The organism is Xanthomonas sp. AM6 (assembly GCF_025665335.1).
In the GTDB taxonomy this organism is placed as follows: domain Bacteria; phylum Pseudomonadota; class Gammaproteobacteria; order Xanthomonadales; family Xanthomonadaceae; genus Xanthomonas_A.
Genome location: NZ_CP106869.1, coordinates 2,282,213 through 2,296,986, shown reverse-complemented (window position 1 = coordinate 2,296,986; position 14,774 = coordinate 2,282,213). Strand labels below are relative to the sequence as shown.

At 67.3% G+C, this 14,774-nt stretch carries 13 protein-coding genes; 3 read left to right on the top strand and 10 right to left on the bottom strand.

All coding sequences use genetic code 11. The features are described from left to right. Positions 1–12 precede the first annotated feature (12 nt). On the bottom strand, positions 13–1,194 hold the full coding sequence (rlmN, locus tag OCJ37_RS09565) for a dual-specificity RNA methyltransferase RlmN (protein WP_263113640.1): 1,182 nt from the start codon (positions 1,192–1,194) through the stop codon (positions 13–15). A 33-nt stretch (positions 1,195–1,227) separates the two neighbouring features. Then, positions 1,228–1,653, bottom strand: a complete 426-nt coding sequence (gene ndk, locus OCJ37_RS09560) for a nucleoside-diphosphate kinase (protein WP_002812972.1) — start codon at positions 1,651–1,653, stop codon at positions 1,228–1,230. A 217-nt stretch (positions 1,654–1,870) separates the two neighbouring features. Between ndk and OCJ37_RS09555 the strand changes: the two genes are divergently transcribed. The 3 genes from OCJ37_RS09555 (at position 1,871) to OCJ37_RS09545 (ending at position 6,302) form a co-directional block, all read left to right on the top strand. Next, on the top strand, positions 1,871–2,503 hold the full coding sequence (locus OCJ37_RS09555) for a TetR/AcrR family transcriptional regulator (protein WP_263113400.1): 633 nt from the start codon (positions 1,871–1,873) through the stop codon (positions 2,501–2,503). Positions 2,504–2,563: 60 nt separating this feature from the next. Then, complete coding sequence (locus tag OCJ37_RS09550) at positions 2,564–4,936, top strand: 3-hydroxyacyl-CoA dehydrogenase/enoyl-CoA hydratase family protein (protein WP_263113399.1); 2,373 nt, start codon at positions 2,564–2,566, stop codon at positions 4,934–4,936. Positions 4,937–5,096: 160 nt separating this feature from the next. After that, a complete protein-coding gene (locus OCJ37_RS09545) occupies positions 5,097–6,302 on the top strand; it encodes an acetyl-CoA C-acyltransferase (RefSeq protein WP_263113398.1) in 1,206 nt (401 codons plus the stop codon). A 121-nt stretch (positions 6,303–6,423) separates the two neighbouring features. Here OCJ37_RS09545 and galU read toward each other — a convergent pair whose 3' ends face one another. From galU to cmk, 8 genes are all read right to left on the bottom strand, one after another. Next, positions 6,424–7,320 carry a UTP--glucose-1-phosphate uridylyltransferase GalU gene (galU, locus tag OCJ37_RS09540; RefSeq protein WP_263113397.1) on the bottom strand — a complete coding sequence of 299 codons (897 nt, stop codon included), beginning with the start codon at positions 7,318–7,320 and terminating at the stop codon, positions 6,424–6,426. Further along, positions 7,320–9,230, bottom strand: coding sequence for a polysaccharide biosynthesis protein (locus OCJ37_RS09535; protein ID WP_263113396.1), 1,911 nt, complete (start codon positions 9,228–9,230; stop codon positions 7,320–7,322). The genes galU and OCJ37_RS09535 overlap by 1 nt, the downstream gene beginning before the upstream one ends. Before the next feature lie 17 nt (positions 9,231–9,247). Further along, the gene (locus tag OCJ37_RS09530; protein ID WP_263113395.1) at positions 9,248–10,219 is read right to left on the bottom strand and encodes an MraY family glycosyltransferase; all 972 of its coding nucleotides are present in this window, start codon (positions 10,217–10,219) and stop codon (positions 9,248–9,250) included. After that, complete coding sequence (lapB, locus tag OCJ37_RS09525; protein ID WP_263113394.1) at positions 10,220–11,398, bottom strand: lipopolysaccharide assembly protein LapB; 1,179 nt, start codon at positions 11,396–11,398, stop codon at positions 10,220–10,222. It lies immediately after the preceding gene. Between the two features lie 6 nt (positions 11,399–11,404). Continuing rightward, positions 11,405–11,704 carry a hypothetical protein gene (locus OCJ37_RS09520; RefSeq protein ID WP_263113393.1) on the bottom strand — a complete coding sequence of 100 codons (300 nt, stop codon included), beginning with the start codon at positions 11,702–11,704 and terminating at the stop codon, positions 11,405–11,407. A gap of 83 nt (positions 11,705–11,787) precedes the next feature. Further along, a complete protein-coding gene (locus OCJ37_RS09515) occupies positions 11,788–12,093 on the bottom strand; it encodes an integration host factor subunit beta (protein WP_003468670.1) in 306 nt (101 codons plus the stop codon). Positions 12,094–12,171: 78 nt separating this feature from the next. Next, positions 12,172–13,851 (bottom strand): 30S ribosomal protein S1, encoded by a 1,680-nt coding sequence (gene rpsA / locus OCJ37_RS09510; RefSeq protein WP_128420018.1) that lies wholly within the window; start codon positions 13,849–13,851, stop codon positions 12,172–12,174. 238 nt (positions 13,852–14,089) lie between these two features. Further along, complete coding sequence (gene cmk, locus OCJ37_RS09505; protein WP_263113392.1) at positions 14,090–14,761, bottom strand: (d)CMP kinase; 672 nt, start codon at positions 14,759–14,761, stop codon at positions 14,090–14,092. Positions 14,762–14,774: the final 13 nt, after the last annotated feature.

The window sequence follows — 14,774 nt, the reverse complement described above, 5'->3', positions numbered from 1 at the left end:
GCCAGCGGATGCCTAGGCCGCCGCATCCCGGTCCGCCCGCGTCTGCAACTGGCGCTGGAAGTCGGCCTGGCGGCGGGTACGGTCCAGCACCTGCCCCTTGAGCTGGCCGCAGGCCGCATCGATGTCGTCGCCGCGCGTGCGCCGCACCATGGTCAGCACCTGCGCGTCGAGCAGGATCTTCTGGAACGCGCGGATCTCGGTCTCGCCGGAGCGCTCGTAGCGCGTGCCGGGGAACGGATTGAACGGGATCAGGTTGACCTTGCCCGCGTCCTTGGTCTGCACCGCGTTGTCGAACTGGCGCATCAGCCGCGCCAGCTGCCGCGCATGCTCGGGCTGGTCGTTGATGCCCTTCATCAGCGTGTATTCGAAGGTCACCGACTCGCGGCGCTTGTTGGCGCGCAGGTAGCGCGCGCACGAGGCCATCAGCTCGGCGATCGGGTATTTCTTGTTGAGCGGGACCAGCGTCTCGCGCAGCGCGTCGTTCGGCGCATGCAGCGACACCGCCAGCGACACGTCGCTCTCGGTGGACAGGCGGTCGATCTGCGGCACCAGGCCGGAGGTCGACAGCGTCACCCGCTTGTTGGCCAGGCCGTAGCCCAGGTCGTCGCGCATCACGCTCATCGCGCGCACGACGTTGTCGAAATTCATCAGCGGCTCGCCCATGCCCATCATCACCACGTTGGTGAGACGGCGCTGCTGGTGCGGCACGTTGCCCAGGTGCCGCGCCGCCACCCACACCTGGCCGATGATCTCGGCGGTGGACAGGTTGCGGTTGAAGCCCTGGGTGGCGGTCGAACAGAACGTGCAGTTCAGCGCGCAGCCGACCTGGGAGGACACGCACAGCGTGCCGCGGCCCTTGTCGGGGATGTACACGGTCTCGATCGCGTTCTTGCCGTCGGTGCCCATGGCCAGCAGCCACTTGTGGGTCCCGTCGGTGGACGGCTTGTCGAACACGATATTGGGGACGACGACCTCGGCATGCTGCTGCAGCTTGGCGCGCAGCGCCTTGCCGAGGTCGGTCATCTGGTCGAAGTCGGTGACGTAGCGGTGGTGGATCCACTTCATCACCTGGTGGGCGCGGTAGCGCGCCTCGCCGAGGGTCTCGGCGAAGAAGCGCTCCAGGCCCTCGCGATCGAGGTCGAGCAGATTCTGCTTGGCCGCCGCGCCGGTCCGGATCGGATCGGCGAGCGCCAAGGAAGTGTGGGCGACCTCGTTCACGATGACCTCTTAGCGGGAAACCACTTCGGTGGCGGCGAAGAAATACGCCACTTCGTTGGCGGCGTTCTCGACCGAGTCGGAACCGTGCGCGGCGTTGGCGTCGATCGAGTCGGCGAAATCGGCGCGGATGGTGCCCGGCGCGGCGTCCTTCGGGTTGGTGGCGCCGAGCAGGTCGCGGTGCGCGGCCACGGCGTTCTCGCCTTCCAGCGCCTGGATCATCACCGGGCCGGAGATCATGAACTCGACCAGCGCGTTGAAGAACGGGCGCTCGCGGTGCACGGCGTAGAAGCCCTCGGCCTCGCGGCGCGACAGCTGCTTGTACTTGGCGGCCACGACCTTCAGGCCGGCCTTCTCGAAGCGGGAATAGATCTCGCCGATGACGTTCTTGGCGACGGCATCGGGCTTGATGATGGACAGGGTGCGCTCCAGCGCCATGGGAAGTTCTCCGTTGGGCGGGCCACTAGACGGCCCGAGGTTAGCATGAAAAAAACCCGCGTCAAAACGCGGGCTTAGCCAGAATTGCGATGGACAATTCTATCCAATCGCAACGGGGTTTGCACGGGTGTCGGCTGAATCGTGCTGCATTGCAACATGACGCGGCCGGTGGCCGGGCCTAGACTCAAACAATCGTTTGATTGATTCCGGCGGCCGCATGGCAAAGCAAGCGCACTTCTCCACCAAGGACCGCATCCTCAGCGCGGCCGAGGAACTGTTCGCCCAGCACGGCTTCACCGGCACCTCGCTGCGCCAGGTCACCAGCCAGGCCGACGTCAACATCGCCGCGGTCAACTACCACTTCGGCTCCAAGGAAAACCTGGTCAACGAGGTGTTCCGGCGACGCATGGACGAGATGACCGCCGCGCGCCTGGCGCAGCTGGAGGCCGCGCAGCGCCAGCATCCGGGCCAGCTCGGGCCGGTACTGGCCGCGTTCGTGGAACCGGCGCTGGCGATGGCCCAGGACCGCCAGAGCGGCGGCGCCTTCGTGCGCGTGATCGCCCGCGCCTACGCCGAGAAGAACGACAGCCTGCGCCAGTTCCTGTCCGACCACTACGGCCATGTGCTGCGCGAATTCGGCAAGGCCATCGCCGTGTGCGTGCCCGAGCTGAGCAAGGAAGAACTGTACTGGCGCCTGGATTTCCTGGCCGGCGCCCTGACCTACGCCATGGCCGACTTCGGCCTGATCAAGCGTCCCGCCGGCGTCAGCGAAGGCGCGCACCGCGCCCACGCCGCGCGCGAACTGATCCGTTTCGCCGAAGCGGGCTTCCTGGCCCGCGCCGCGCCCTGATCCCGCAAGCCCCTCCTCATACCCGAACCCGCAATCGTTGACCCACAGAGGCTGATCGCTATGTCCAACCCCCTGCTAGTCCGCCGTGCCGCCGTCCTGGGCGCGGGCGTGATGGGCGCGCAGATCGCTGCGCACCTGACCAACGCCGGCGTCGACACCGTCCTGTTCGACCTTCCCGCCAAGGAAGGCCATCCCGACGGCATCGTGCTCAAGGCCATCGCCAACCTGACCAAGCTGAGCCCGGCGCCGCTGGCCAGCGCGGCACTGGCCGAGGCGATCACCCCGGCCAACTACGACTCCGGCCTGGAGCAGCTGCGCGGCTGCGACCTGATCATCGAAGCCATCGCCGAGCGCATGGACTGGAAGCAGGACCTGTACAAGAAGATCGCCCCGTTCGTGGCCGATCACGCGGTGCTGGCCTCCAATACCTCCGGCCTGGGCATCAACAAGCTCTCCGACGTGCTGCCCGAGCAGCTGCGCCACCGCTTCTGCGGCGTGCACTTCTTCAACCCGCCGCGCTACATGCACCTGGCCGAACTGATCCCGGCCAAGGGCACCGATGCCGCCGTGCTGGAAGGCCTGGAAGCGTTCCTGGTCACCACCCTGGGCAAGGGCGTGGTCTACGCCAAGGACACCCCGAACTTCATCGGCAACCGCATCGGCGTGTTCTCGATCCTGTCCACCATCCACCACACCGCGCAGTCCGGCCTGGGCTTCGACGAGGTCGATGCGCTGACCGGCCCGCTGGTCGGGCGCCCGAAGTCGGCGACCTACCGCACCTCCGACGTGGTCGGCCTGGACACCATGGCCCACGTCATCAAGACCATGGCCGACACCCTGCCCGACGATCCGTGGCACCAATACTTCGCCTCGCCGAAGTGGCTGGACGCGCTGATCGCCAAGGGCGCGCTCGGCCAGAAGGTCGGCGCCGGCATCTTCCGCAAGGTCGGCAAGGACATCGTGGTGCTGGACCTGGAGAAGCAGGACTACCGCCCGGCCGACCGCGCCGCGGCGCCGGAAGTGGTCGAGATCCTGAAGATCAAGAACCCGGCCGAGAAGTTCGCCAAGCTGCGCGAGAGCCAGCACCCGCAGGCGCAGTTCCTGTGGGCCACGTTCCGCGACCTGTTCCACTACAGCGCCTACCACCTGGCCGATATCGCCGAAACCGCGCGCGACGTGGACCTGGCGATCCGCTGGGGCTACGGCTGGTCGCTGGGCCCGTTCGAGACCTGGCAGGCCGCCGGCTGGAAGCAGGTGGCGCAGTGGATCGCCGACGACATCGTCGCCGGCAAGACCATGAGCAATGCCCCGTTGCCGGACTGGGTGTTCGACGGCCGCGACGGCGTGCACGCCGCCGAGGGCAGCTACAGCCCGGCGCGCAACGCCAAGCTGCCGCGCTCGGCGCTGCCGGTGTACCAGCGCCAGCGCTTCCCCGACCCGCTGCTGGGCGAGAAGTTCGCCCCGGGCGAGACCGTGTTCGAGAACGACGGCCTGCGCCTGTGGCACGACGGCGACGACATCGCCGTGGTCAGCTTCAAGACCAAGATGAACACCGTCTCCGACCAGGTGCTCGACGGCCTGCAGGAAGCGGTCGGCCGCGCCGAGAAGGACTTCAAGGGCCTGGTGATCTGGCAGCAGAAGGAGCCCTTCTCCGCCGGCGCCGACCTGGCCGGCGCGCTGGGCCTGCTGCAGGCCGGCAAGGTCGATGCGTTCGAGGCGATGGTCGCCAACTTCCAGGCCACCAGCCAGCGCATCAAGTATTCGCTGGTGCCGGTGGTCGCGGCGGTGCGCGGCCTGGCCCTGGGCGGCGGCTGCGAATTCCAGATGCACAGCGCCAAGACCGTGGCCGCGCTGGAAAGCTACATCGGCCTGGTCGAGGCCGGCGTCGGCCTGCTGCCGGCCGGTGGCGGCCTGAAAGAGATCGCGGTGCGCGCCTCGCAGGCGGCCGGCCCCGGCGGCGACGTGTTCGCCGAGCTGAAGAAGACCTTCGAGACCGTGGCGATGGCCAAGGTCTCCACCTCGGCGGTCAACGCCAAGGAACTGGGCCTGCTGCGCGGCACCGACAAGGTCGTGTTCAATAGCTACGAGGCGCTGTACATCGCCAAGGCCGAAGCGCGCGCGCTGGCCGAGGGCGGCTACCGCCCGCCGCTGCCGGCACGGCGCATCCAGGTCGCCGGCGACGTCGGCATCGCCACCTTCAAGATGCTGCTGGTCAACATGCTGGAAGGCCGCTTCATCAGCGAGTACGACTACGAGATCGCCACCCGCATCGCCACCGTGCTGTGCGGCGGCGAAGTCGACCGCGGCGCGCTGGTCGACGAGGAGTGGCTGCTCAAGCTCGAGCGCAAGCACTTCGTCGAACTGGCCCAGCAGGAAAAGACCCAGGCGCGGATCGGGCACATGCTCAAGACGGGCAAGCCGCTTAGGAACTGAGATTCGGGATTGGGGAGTGGGGATTCGCAACTGCGGCTCCCCACCTCTGCAACGATTCCCTCCAACAATTCATCCGCCGGGCACAAGACATTCGGGCACCGGGATCCGCTCCGACGAATCCCCAATCCCGAATCCCCAATCCCGGCTTTCGGAGAAAGCCATGAGCAAGCAAATCCAAGACGCCTACATCGTCGCCGCCACCCGCACCCCGGTCGGCAAGGCGCCCAAGGGCGTGTTCCGCAATACCCGTCCGGACGACATGCTGGCGCACGTGCTGCGCGCGGTGGTCGCACAGGCGCCGGGCATCGACACCTCGCGCATCGACGATGCGATCATCGGCTGCGCGATGCCCGAGGGCGAGCAAGGCATGAACGTGGCGCGCATCGGCGTGCTGCTGGCCGGCCTGCCCAATTCGGTGGCCGGGCAGACCATCAACCGCTTCTGCTCCTCCGGCATCCAGGCGGTGGCGCTGGCCGCCGACCAGATCCGCCTGGGCAACGCCGACCTGATGCTGGCCGGCGGCACCGAGTCGATGTCGATGGTGCCGATGATGGGCAACAAGGTCGCGCTGTCGCCGAGCGTGTTCGCCGACGACCACGTCGCCATCGCCTACGGCATGGGCATCACCGCCGAGAAGGTGGCCGAGGAATGGAAGGTGTCGCGCGAGGACCAGGATGCGTTCGCGCTGGCCTCGCACCAGAAGGCCATCGCCGCGATCGCCGCCGGCGAATTCCGCGACGAGATCACCCCGTACGAGATCCTCTCGCACCAGCCCGACCTGGCCGGCAACGTGATCGCGCTGCGCAAGCGCCTGGTCGATACCGACGAAGGCCCGCGCCCGGACAGCTCGATCGAAGGCCTGGCCAAGCTGCGTCCGGTGTTCCGCAACGGCCAGTTCGGCGGCAGCGTCACCGCCGGCAACTCCTCGCAGATGAGCGACGGCGCCGGTGCGGTGCTGCTGGCCTCCGAGCAGGCGATCAAGGACTACGGGCTCACCCCCCTCGCCCGCTTCGTCAGCTTCTCCGTCGCCGGCGTGCGCCCGGAAGTGATGGGCATCGGCCCGATCGCGGCGATCCCCAAGGCGCTCAAGCAGGCCGGCCTGAGCAAGGACCAGATCGACTGGATCGAACTCAACGAAGCCTTCGCCGCGCAGTCGCTGGCGGTGATCCGCGACAGCGGCCTGGACCCGTCCAAGGTCAACCCGCTGGGCGGCGCGATCGCGCTCGGCCATCCGCTCGGCGCCACCGGCGCGATCCGCACCGCGACCCTGGTGCACGGCCTGCGCCGCCGCCAGCAGAAGTACGGCATGGTCACCATGTGCATCGGCACCGGCATGGGCGCGGCCGGGATCATCGAAGCGCTCTGAGCGTCTGGCTTCGGCAACGAAAAAGGGCAGCCCAGGCTGCCCTTTTTCTTGCGACGGCGTTTGGCTGCCGAACCCCGTACGCGACGCGGCGGACCCGCGCGCTTCGGCAACGCGGCCGCGCTTACCTGGCGCCGGCTTCGACGTCGGCCAGCGCCTTGCGCATCATTTCCTGCGCCGGCTTGCTCAACTTCTCGTGGTCCAGCGCATAGCGGATGGTCGCCTCGATCAGGCCGATGTGGGTGCCGCAATCGAAGCGGGTGCCCTCGAAGCGGTAGGCATGCACCGGATCGCTCTGGATCAGCGCGGCGATCGCGTCGGTCAGCTGGATCTCGCCGCCCGCACCCGGCACGGTCTTCTCCAGCAGGTCGAAGATCTTGGAACTGAGCACGTAGCGGCCCACCACCGCCAGGTCGCTCGGCGCATCGGCCGGCTTGGGCTTCTCGACGATCGCGGTGATCTTGCCTTCGCTGCCGTCGAACGCCTCGGTGGCGACGATGCCGTAGCTGCCGGTGCTCTCGTGCGGCACGTCCTGCACCGCGATCACGCTGGCGCCGGAACGCTCGGCCACGTCGGCCATCTGCGTCAGCGCGCCAGGGCCGCGGTTCCAGATCAGGTCGTCGGGCAGCAGCACCGCGAACGGCTCGTCGCCGATGATCGGCTTGGCGCACAGCACGGCATGGCCGAGCCCGAGCGCCTCGGCCTGGGTCACGAAGATCGCGCGCACGCCGTTGGGCAGCACGTGGCGCACCAGCTCCAGTTGCTCGAGCTTGCCGGCGCGCTCGAGCTTCTGCTCCAGCTCGTAGGCCTTGTCGAAATAATCCGCAACCGCGTGCTTGTAGCGGTTGGTGACGAAGATCAGGGTGTCGCAACCGGCCTCGATCGCCTCGTCGACGGCGTACTGGATCAGCGGCCGATCGATGATCGGCAGCATTTCCTTGGGCACCGTCTTGGTGGCGGGAAGAAAGCGGGTACCCAGTCCTGCGACCGGGAAAACTGCCTTGCGGATTCTCTTGCTCATCAGAGCCTTCTGGCCTCGCGTGCGGGGAAAGGAACGATTGTAGCGGAGCTATCGTGACTGCCCTGTTGTCGCAGCGGCGCGAATTCGGGCATGGTCGTGCGCAGCACTTTTTCGATGCCGTCGCTGTCGTAGTCGGCCACCGCGGCACGCAATTGCTGGAGGCCCTGCAGGATGTCCTCGCGCGAGAAGCTGCGCGCGCCGGCTTCCAGGATCTTCGGATGCGAGGTGGGCCGATAGTTCTCGTCGGCATAGAACAGGGTTTCGTGCAGCTTCTCGCCCGGGCGCAGGCCGGTGTAGACGATCGCGATGTCGCGCCCGGGCTGCTTGCCGGCCAGGCGGATCATCTGCTCGGCGAGCAGGCGGATCGGCACCGGCTCGCCCATGTCCAGCGTGTAGATCGCGCCATGCGACGCCGAGGCGGCGGCCTGCACGATCAGCTGGCAGGCCTCGGGAATGGTCATGAAGTAGCGGGTCACCTGCGGGTCGGTCACCGTGACCGGGCCGCCCTGGCGGATCTGCTCGCGGAACAGCGGCACCACGCTGCCGGCCGAATCCAGCACGTTGCCGAAGCGCACGGTGACGAAGCGCGTGCCCACCGCCTGGTCGTCCAGCGACTGGCACACCATTTCCGCGTAGCGCTTGGAGGCGCCGAGCACGTTGACCGGGTTCACCGCCTTGTCGGTGGAGATGAACACGAAGGTCGAGACCTTGGCGGCGACGCAGGCGCGGGCCACGGTCTCGGTGGACAGCACGTTGTTGCGGACCGCTTCGCGGAACTGCCGCTCCAGCAGCGGCACCTGCTTGTAGGCCGCGGCGTGGAACACCGCGTCCGGCTCGGCGATGCGCATCGCGTGGCGGGTCACCGCCGGATCGCCGCAATCGCCCAGCACGCACTCGATTTCCAGGTCGGGGAAGGTGCGGTGCAGGTCGGCATGGATGGTGATCAGCGCCAGTTCGTCGATCTCCAGCAGCACCACCTTGCGCGCGCCGTGCCGCGCGCACTGCCGGCACAGTTCCGAACCGATCGAGCCGCCGGCGCCGGTGACCATCACCGTGCGCCCGGACAGCCAGCCCTTGATCAGCTTCCAGTCCGGGGTCACCGGCTTGCGCCCGAGCAGGTCCTCGATCGCGACCTCCTTCAGTTCGCCCGGCAGGTAGTGGCCTTCGAGCACGTCGAGCAGGCGCGGCACGGTGCGGAACGGCAGCCCGGTGCCTTCGCAGATCGCCACCACCCGCTGCATGCCGGCCGCGTCCAGCGACGGGATCGCGATGACCAGCAGCTTGGCCGCGGTCTCCTTGGCGATCGCCCCGGCCTCGTCGATCCGGCCCAGGATCGGCAGGCCCTGCAGCTTGGCGCCGTGCAGATGGCCGGCATCGTCGACGAAGCCGACCGGGTGGTAGGCGCCGGAACGGCGCAGGTCGCGCACCAGCGCCTCGGCCGCGCGGCCGGCGCCGACGATCAGCACGCGCCGCGCGGTCTCGTCCGAATGCGCGATCTGGTAATCCTTCCAGGCGCGGTACAGCAGCCGCGGCGCGCCCAGCAGCGCCGACAGCGCGAACGGATACACCATCAATACCGACAGCGGGATGGAATCGAAGCGGCTGTAGGCCAGCCCCAGCACGATCGCCACCAGGCCGTAGAAGCTGGCCTTGAAGATGTTCAGCAGGTCCGGAACGCTGGCGAAGCGCCACAGCCCGCGGTACAGGCCGACCTTCCAGAACACCAGCCCCTGCGCCGCCAGCACGATGGCGGTGTTGAGGTTCCACAACGGCAGCGGATGCTCGCCGGGCAGCATCGTATAGCGCGCCGCGTGCAGCAACTGCCAGCAGATCCACACGATCACCAGATCGTGGACGACCACGGAGGCCTTGGGGAACATCTCGGTGAAACGGTCGCGGATCGAAAGCATCAGTTATCCATATGAGTTCAGCGCACTCCCTTACGCAAAGTCAGCCAAAGCGCGCTTGCCGAGAGATACCAGACAAGCGCCAATCCAACCTGCCCCCCGGTTCGCAGCGTTCCACCAAACCAGGCAATTGTAATCGCGACAACGCTGAACAGGGCATAGGCGAGCGTCACCACCGTGTGGCTGCTGCCCGCGCGGACCCAACGCTGGTACACATGCTGCGCATGCGGTTGCCACCAGCGTTCGCCGGCGAGCATGCGCGACAACAACGTGAAGCCGGCGTCGATGGCGAACGCCGAGATCGGTATCAACAGCAACCATGGCGTGAGCCCGGTCGCGACGTTGCACAAGGCGAACAGCGCGGCGACCAGATAGCCCAGCGCCCCGCTGCCCACGTCGCCCAGGAAGATCCGCGCGCGCGGATAGTTGAACGGCAGGAAGCCGGCGCAGGCCACGATCAGCGCCAGGCATGCCCAGCGCAGCGGCCCGGACAGGAACCCGGCGAAGCCCAGCGCCACCAGCATCGCCTGGCTGGTCGCCAGGCCATTGATGCCATCCATGAAGTTCCAGATGTTGATCAGCGAGATGGTCGCCAACCAGGTCAGCGCGGCCAGCCACGGGTTTTGGTGCATTCGGTAGACAAGTGCGGCCAGCAGGCTGGCGGCTACCGCATGCACCAGCAGACGCAGTGCGGCCGACAGCGGGCGGTGGTCGTCCCACCAGCCGATGCCGGCGACCAAGGCCAGCCCGGCAGCGAACATGGCGATGGCCACGCCGTGCTGAGGCCAGACCGATGCCGCATAGGCGCATGCCGCCAGCACCGCCGCCACGATAGCGACGCCGCCGCCGCGCGGCGTTGCGATCGCATGGCTGCGACGCTCGCCGGGCGCGTCCATCAACTTGCGCTTGAGTGCGTAGCGGCGCGACAGCCACGTCCCGATCGCGCTGAGCGCCGCCAGCGCCGCGAGCAGCGCCCACCCTGCAACCGGCACCTACACCACCGCGTAGTTGAGCAGCGGCTTGACCGTGCCCCACTCCTTGCAGCTCGGGCATTGCCAATGGTGGGTGCGTGCGCCGAAGCCGCAGCGCGTGCAGCGGTAGCTGGGATTGCGCACCAGCAGCTGGTCGGTGATGTGCTTGAGGTCCTGCAGGGTGGCCGTGGAATCGGCGCCTTCGGCCAGGGTCAGGTCGATCAGCGCCGACTCGCCGCGCACCGAGGGCCGGTCCTTCAGCTGCCGCCCGAGGTACGCGCGCGCCGCGGACACGCCTTCCTGCGATTCCATCAGCCGGGTCAGCGCCAGCACCGGGGCGATGCCGCGGTAGTGCTCGGTCATTTCCGACAGGAACGCGCGCGCGCCGCTGAGATCATGGCCGCGCCGGTAGCAGTCCATCAGCGCCGGCATGATCTCCGGCAGGTAGTCCGGATCGTGCCGCGCGGCGCGCTCGAAGGCGCGGATCGCGGCCTCGTCGTTGCCGTCGTCCACGTCGATGCGCCCTTCCAGGATGCCGGCGCGCACCGAGGTGGCGTCGGCCTGGTAGGCACGCGCGATCGCGGCGCGCGCCAGCTCGGAATTGCCGGACGCGCGGTAGCGGTCGGCCAGCTCGCATTCGAACTGCGCGATCAGCTTGCCCATCGGCTCGCCGGTCACTTCTTCGTAGCGGGTGGCGTTGTCGATCGCCTTTTCCCAGTCGCGTTCGGCCTGGTAGATGCCGATCAGGTGCTTGAGCGCCTGCGGCGCGCGCTGGTCGATCTGCGCCAGCTCGGTGAACACGGTCTCGGCCCGGTCCAGCAGGCCGGACTTCATGTAGTCCTCGCCCAGCGCCAGCAAGGCCTGCACGCGTTGCGGATCGCTCAGGTCGGCGCGCTGCACCAGGCCCTGGTGCAGGCGGATCGCGCGGTCGACTTCACCGCGCCGGCGGAACAGATGGCCGAGCGCGACCTGGGTCTCGAAGGTTTCCTTGTCCAGTTCGGCGATGTGCAGGAACAGCTCGATCGCCTTGTCCGGCTCTTCGTTGAGCAGGTAGTTCAGGCCGCGGAAATAGGTGCTGGAAAGCCGGCTGACCTGCGTGTCGCCGTGACGCTGGCCGCCACGGCGGCCGATGACCCAACCGCTCAGCGCTGCCAGCGGAAGGAACAGGAAGAACCAGAACCACTCGGTCAGGAAGTCCATCGAAGATCAGCGTCCGTCCACGGGCTGGGTGTAGGTCGGTGCCGGCGCGACGGCCGGCGCGGAAGCGGCGATCGCGGCCTTGTTGGCGCGGCGCAGCTTGGCGTACAGCGGGATCACCAGCGCGGCCAGCACCAGCGCCGCACCGATCACCACGCCGGCGAACAGCGACACGATGATGGCGATACCGGAGGTGGTATGGATGTCGGTGAAACCGAAACTGACGACGATCTGCTGCGAATTCAGCGATCCAATGACCAGGCCGGCCAGCAGGAACACCAGCAAGATCAGCAGACGGGCAATTTTCATGGAGGTCTCCAGCGTCGGGAACGCTAGATTAGCCGAACGGACCGGGATTCCGGAAAACCCGCAGGGCCACGGCCTCGGTTGGCTCAGGGCGTATCGGACTCGACCGGAACCACGCCGCTGACGCGTTCGCGCAATTCCTTGCCTGGCTTGAAGTGCGGCACGTGCTTGCCGGGAAGCGCGACGGACTCGCCGGTCTTGGGATTGCGTCCCAGGCGCGGCGGCCGGTAATGCAGGGAAAAACTGCCGAAACCGCGGATCTCGATGCGGTCGCCGCCGGACAGCGCGCCGCCCATCATCTCCAACAGCGATTTCACCGCCAGATCGACGTCGTCCGCCTTCAGATGCGCCTGCTTGCGCGCCAGGATTTCGATCAGTTCGGACTTGGTCATTCGGATTCGTGCGGTGGGGTCGCAACCCGACACGGCCCGGATCGACCGGGCCGTGCCAGTAACGCTGCGTGTGGCGGATTACTCGGACTTGTTGCCGTTCAACTGCGCACGCAGCAGCGCGCCCAGCTGGGTGGTGCCGCCCGACGCGGACTGGTATTCCTCCAGCACTTCGCGCATTTCGGCATCGTCCTTGGCCTTGATCGACAGCTGCAGGGTGCGGCCCTTGCGGTCCATGCCCACGAACTTGGCTTCGATCTTGTCGCCGACCTTCAGGTGCTGGGTCGCATCGTCGACGCGCTCGTTGGCGATGTCGCGCGCGGCGACGTAGCCCTCGATGCCGTCGGCCAGGTCGATGGTGGCGCCCTTGGCGTCCACTTCACGCACCACGCCCTCGACCTTCGAACCCTTCGGGTTGGCCGCCATGTACTGGCCGAACGGGTCCTGCTCCAGCTGCTTGACGCCCAGGCTGATGCGCTCGCGCTCCGGATCCACCGCCAGCACCACCGCTTCCAGCGTGTCGCCCTTCTTGAAGTTGCGCACGATGTCTTCGCCGGTGGTGTTCCAGCTGATGTCCGACAGGTGCACCAGGCCGTCGATGCCGCCGTCCAGGCCGATGAAGATGCCGAAGTCGGTGATCGACTTGATCTGGCCGGACACCTTGTCGTTCTTCTTGTGGGTGGCGGCGAAGGTCTCCCACGGATTGGCGGCGACCTGCTTCATGCCCAGCGAGATGCGGCGACGCTCCTCGTCCACGTCCAGGACCATGACCTCGACCTCGTCGCCGACCTGCACGACCTTGGACGGGTTGACGTTCTTGTTGGTCCAGTCCATTTCCGACACGTGCACCAGGCCTTCCACGCCCGGCTCGATCTCGACGAACGCGCCGTAATCGGTGACGTTGGAGACCTTGCCGAACACGCGGCTGTTGGCCGGGTAGCGGCGCGCGATGTTGTCCCACGGATCCTCGCCCAGCTGCTTCAGACCCAGCGAAACGCGGTTGCGCTCGCGGTCGAACTTCAGCACGCGCACGTCCAGCTCGTCGCCGACGTTGACCACTTCGGACGGATGGCGCACGCGCTTCCAGGCCATGTCGGTGATGTGCAGCAGGCCGTCGATGCCGCCCAGGTCCACGAACGCGCCGTAGTCGGTCAGGTTCTTGACCACGCCCTTCAGGATCGCGCCTTCCTGCAGCTTGTCCATCAGCTGCTCGCGCTCTTCCGAGTGCTCGCTCTCGACCACCGCGCGGCGGGACACGACCACGTTGTTGCGCTTGCGGTCCAGCTTGATGAGCTTGAACTCCAGCTCCTTGCCTTCCAGGTAGGCCGGGTCGCGCACGGGGCGCACATCGACCAGCGAACCCGGCAGGAACGCGCGGACATCCTTGATGTCCACGGTGAAACCACCCTTGACCTTGCCGCTGATGCGGCCGGTGATGGTCTCGTTCTTTTCCAACGCTTCTTCCAGCTCGTCCCACACCATCGCGCGCTTGGCCTTCTCGCGCGACAACACGGTTTCGCCGAAGCCGTTCTCGAGCGAGTCGAGGGCGACCTTGACCAGGTCGCCTTCGGCGACGTCGATCTCGCCAGCGTCGTTACGGAACTGTTCGATCGGCACGATGCCTTCGGACTTCAGGCCGGCGTTGATCACCACCACGTCGCCGCGGACTTCCACGACGGTACCGGTGACGATGGAGCCCGGCTTCAGCTTCGCCAGATTGGCTTGGCTGGCTTCGAACAGTTCGGCAAAAGATTCGGTCATTTGAAATTACTCTAGTGGACACACGGACAGTGCGTTTCTTCTGGAAACGGCGACTGCCCACCTGTTAGTCGGCCCAAACCGCGGCCGGGTGTGAAATGGGAAAAACCGCAGCGCGACATTGCGCGGCGGCGCCTTTGGAACAACGGTATTGCGGTATTGCGGTGAAGCGCACTGCGGTGAAACTCGCCTCCACGGCGCCGGACCGGCGCCATGCTGCTGCCCTCTTCCGGCACGGCCCTCAGGCGGGCAGCAACTCCAGGACGCGGCCGACCACGTGGTCGATGTCCATGCCGGTGGTGTCCAGGAGGACGGCATCGTCTGCCGGCTTCAAGGGCGCCACCGAACGTTGGGCATCGCGTGCGTCGCGGGCCATGATCTCGCGCAGCAGGTCGTCGAATATAACGGAAACTCCTTTTTCCTTCAACTGCTTATGCCGGCGCATGGCGCGCTCCTCGGCACTGGCGGTCAGGAACACCTTGTACGGGGCATCGGGGAAAATCACCGTGCCCATGTCGCGGCCGTCGGCGACCAACCCCGGCGGGCGCCGGAACGCCCGCTGGCGCTGCTTCAGCGCCGCGCGCACCTCCGGGATCGCGGCGATCGCCGAGGCCACCGCGCCGGTCGTCTCCAGCCGCAGTTCGTCGGTGGCGTCGACGTCGTTGATCCTGACCCGCAGGCCGCCGCCGGCCACGTCCTCGAAGGTCACCCGGGTGTCGAAGGTGCAGCGCACCAGCGCCGCGGCGTCGGAAATGTCCAGGTTGGCCCAGCTGGCAGCCACCCCGACCGCCCGGTACAGCGCCCCGGAATCCAGGTAATGCCAGCCCAGCCGGCCGGCCACGATGCGGCTGACGGTGCCTTTGCCGGCCCCGGACGGGCCATCGATGGTCAGGACGGGAGCGGGGTCGTTCATGCGGTTCCTCGGG

Coding starts and splice junctions, on each gene's coding strand:
- ndk (WP_002812972.1), bottom strand. CDS start 1,653: ATGGCGCTGGAGCGCACCCTGTCCATCATCAAGCCCGATGCCGTCGCC.
- OCJ37_RS09555 (WP_263113400.1), top strand. CDS start 1,871: ATGGCAAAGCAAGCGCACTTCTCCACCAAGGACCGCATCCTCAGCGCG.
- OCJ37_RS09550 (WP_263113399.1), top strand. CDS start 2,564: ATGTCCAACCCCCTGCTAGTCCGCCGTGCCGCCGTCCTGGGCGCGGGC.
- OCJ37_RS09545 (WP_263113398.1), top strand. CDS start 5,097: ATGAGCAAGCAAATCCAAGACGCCTACATCGTCGCCGCCACCCGCACC.
- galU (WP_263113397.1), bottom strand. CDS start 7,320: ATGAGCAAGAGAATCCGCAAGGCAGTTTTCCCGGTCGCAGGACTGGGT.
- OCJ37_RS09535 (WP_263113396.1), bottom strand. CDS start 9,230: ATGCTTTCGATCCGCGACCGTTTCACCGAGATGTTCCCCAAGGCCTCC.
- lapB (WP_263113394.1), bottom strand. CDS start 11,398: ATGGACTTCCTGACCGAGTGGTTCTGGTTCTTCCTGTTCCTTCCGCTG.
- OCJ37_RS09520 (WP_263113393.1), bottom strand. CDS start 11,704: ATGAAAATTGCCCGTCTGCTGATCTTGCTGGTGTTCCTGCTGGCCGGC.
- OCJ37_RS09515 (WP_003468670.1), bottom strand. CDS start 12,093: ATGACCAAGTCCGAACTGATCGAAATCCTGGCGCGCAAGCAGGCGCAT.
- rpsA (WP_128420018.1), bottom strand. CDS start 13,851: ATGACCGAATCTTTTGCCGAACTGTTCGAAGCCAGCCAAGCCAATCTG.
- cmk (WP_263113392.1), bottom strand. CDS start 14,761: ATGAACGACCCCGCTCCCGTCCTGACCATCGATGGCCCGTCCGGGGCC.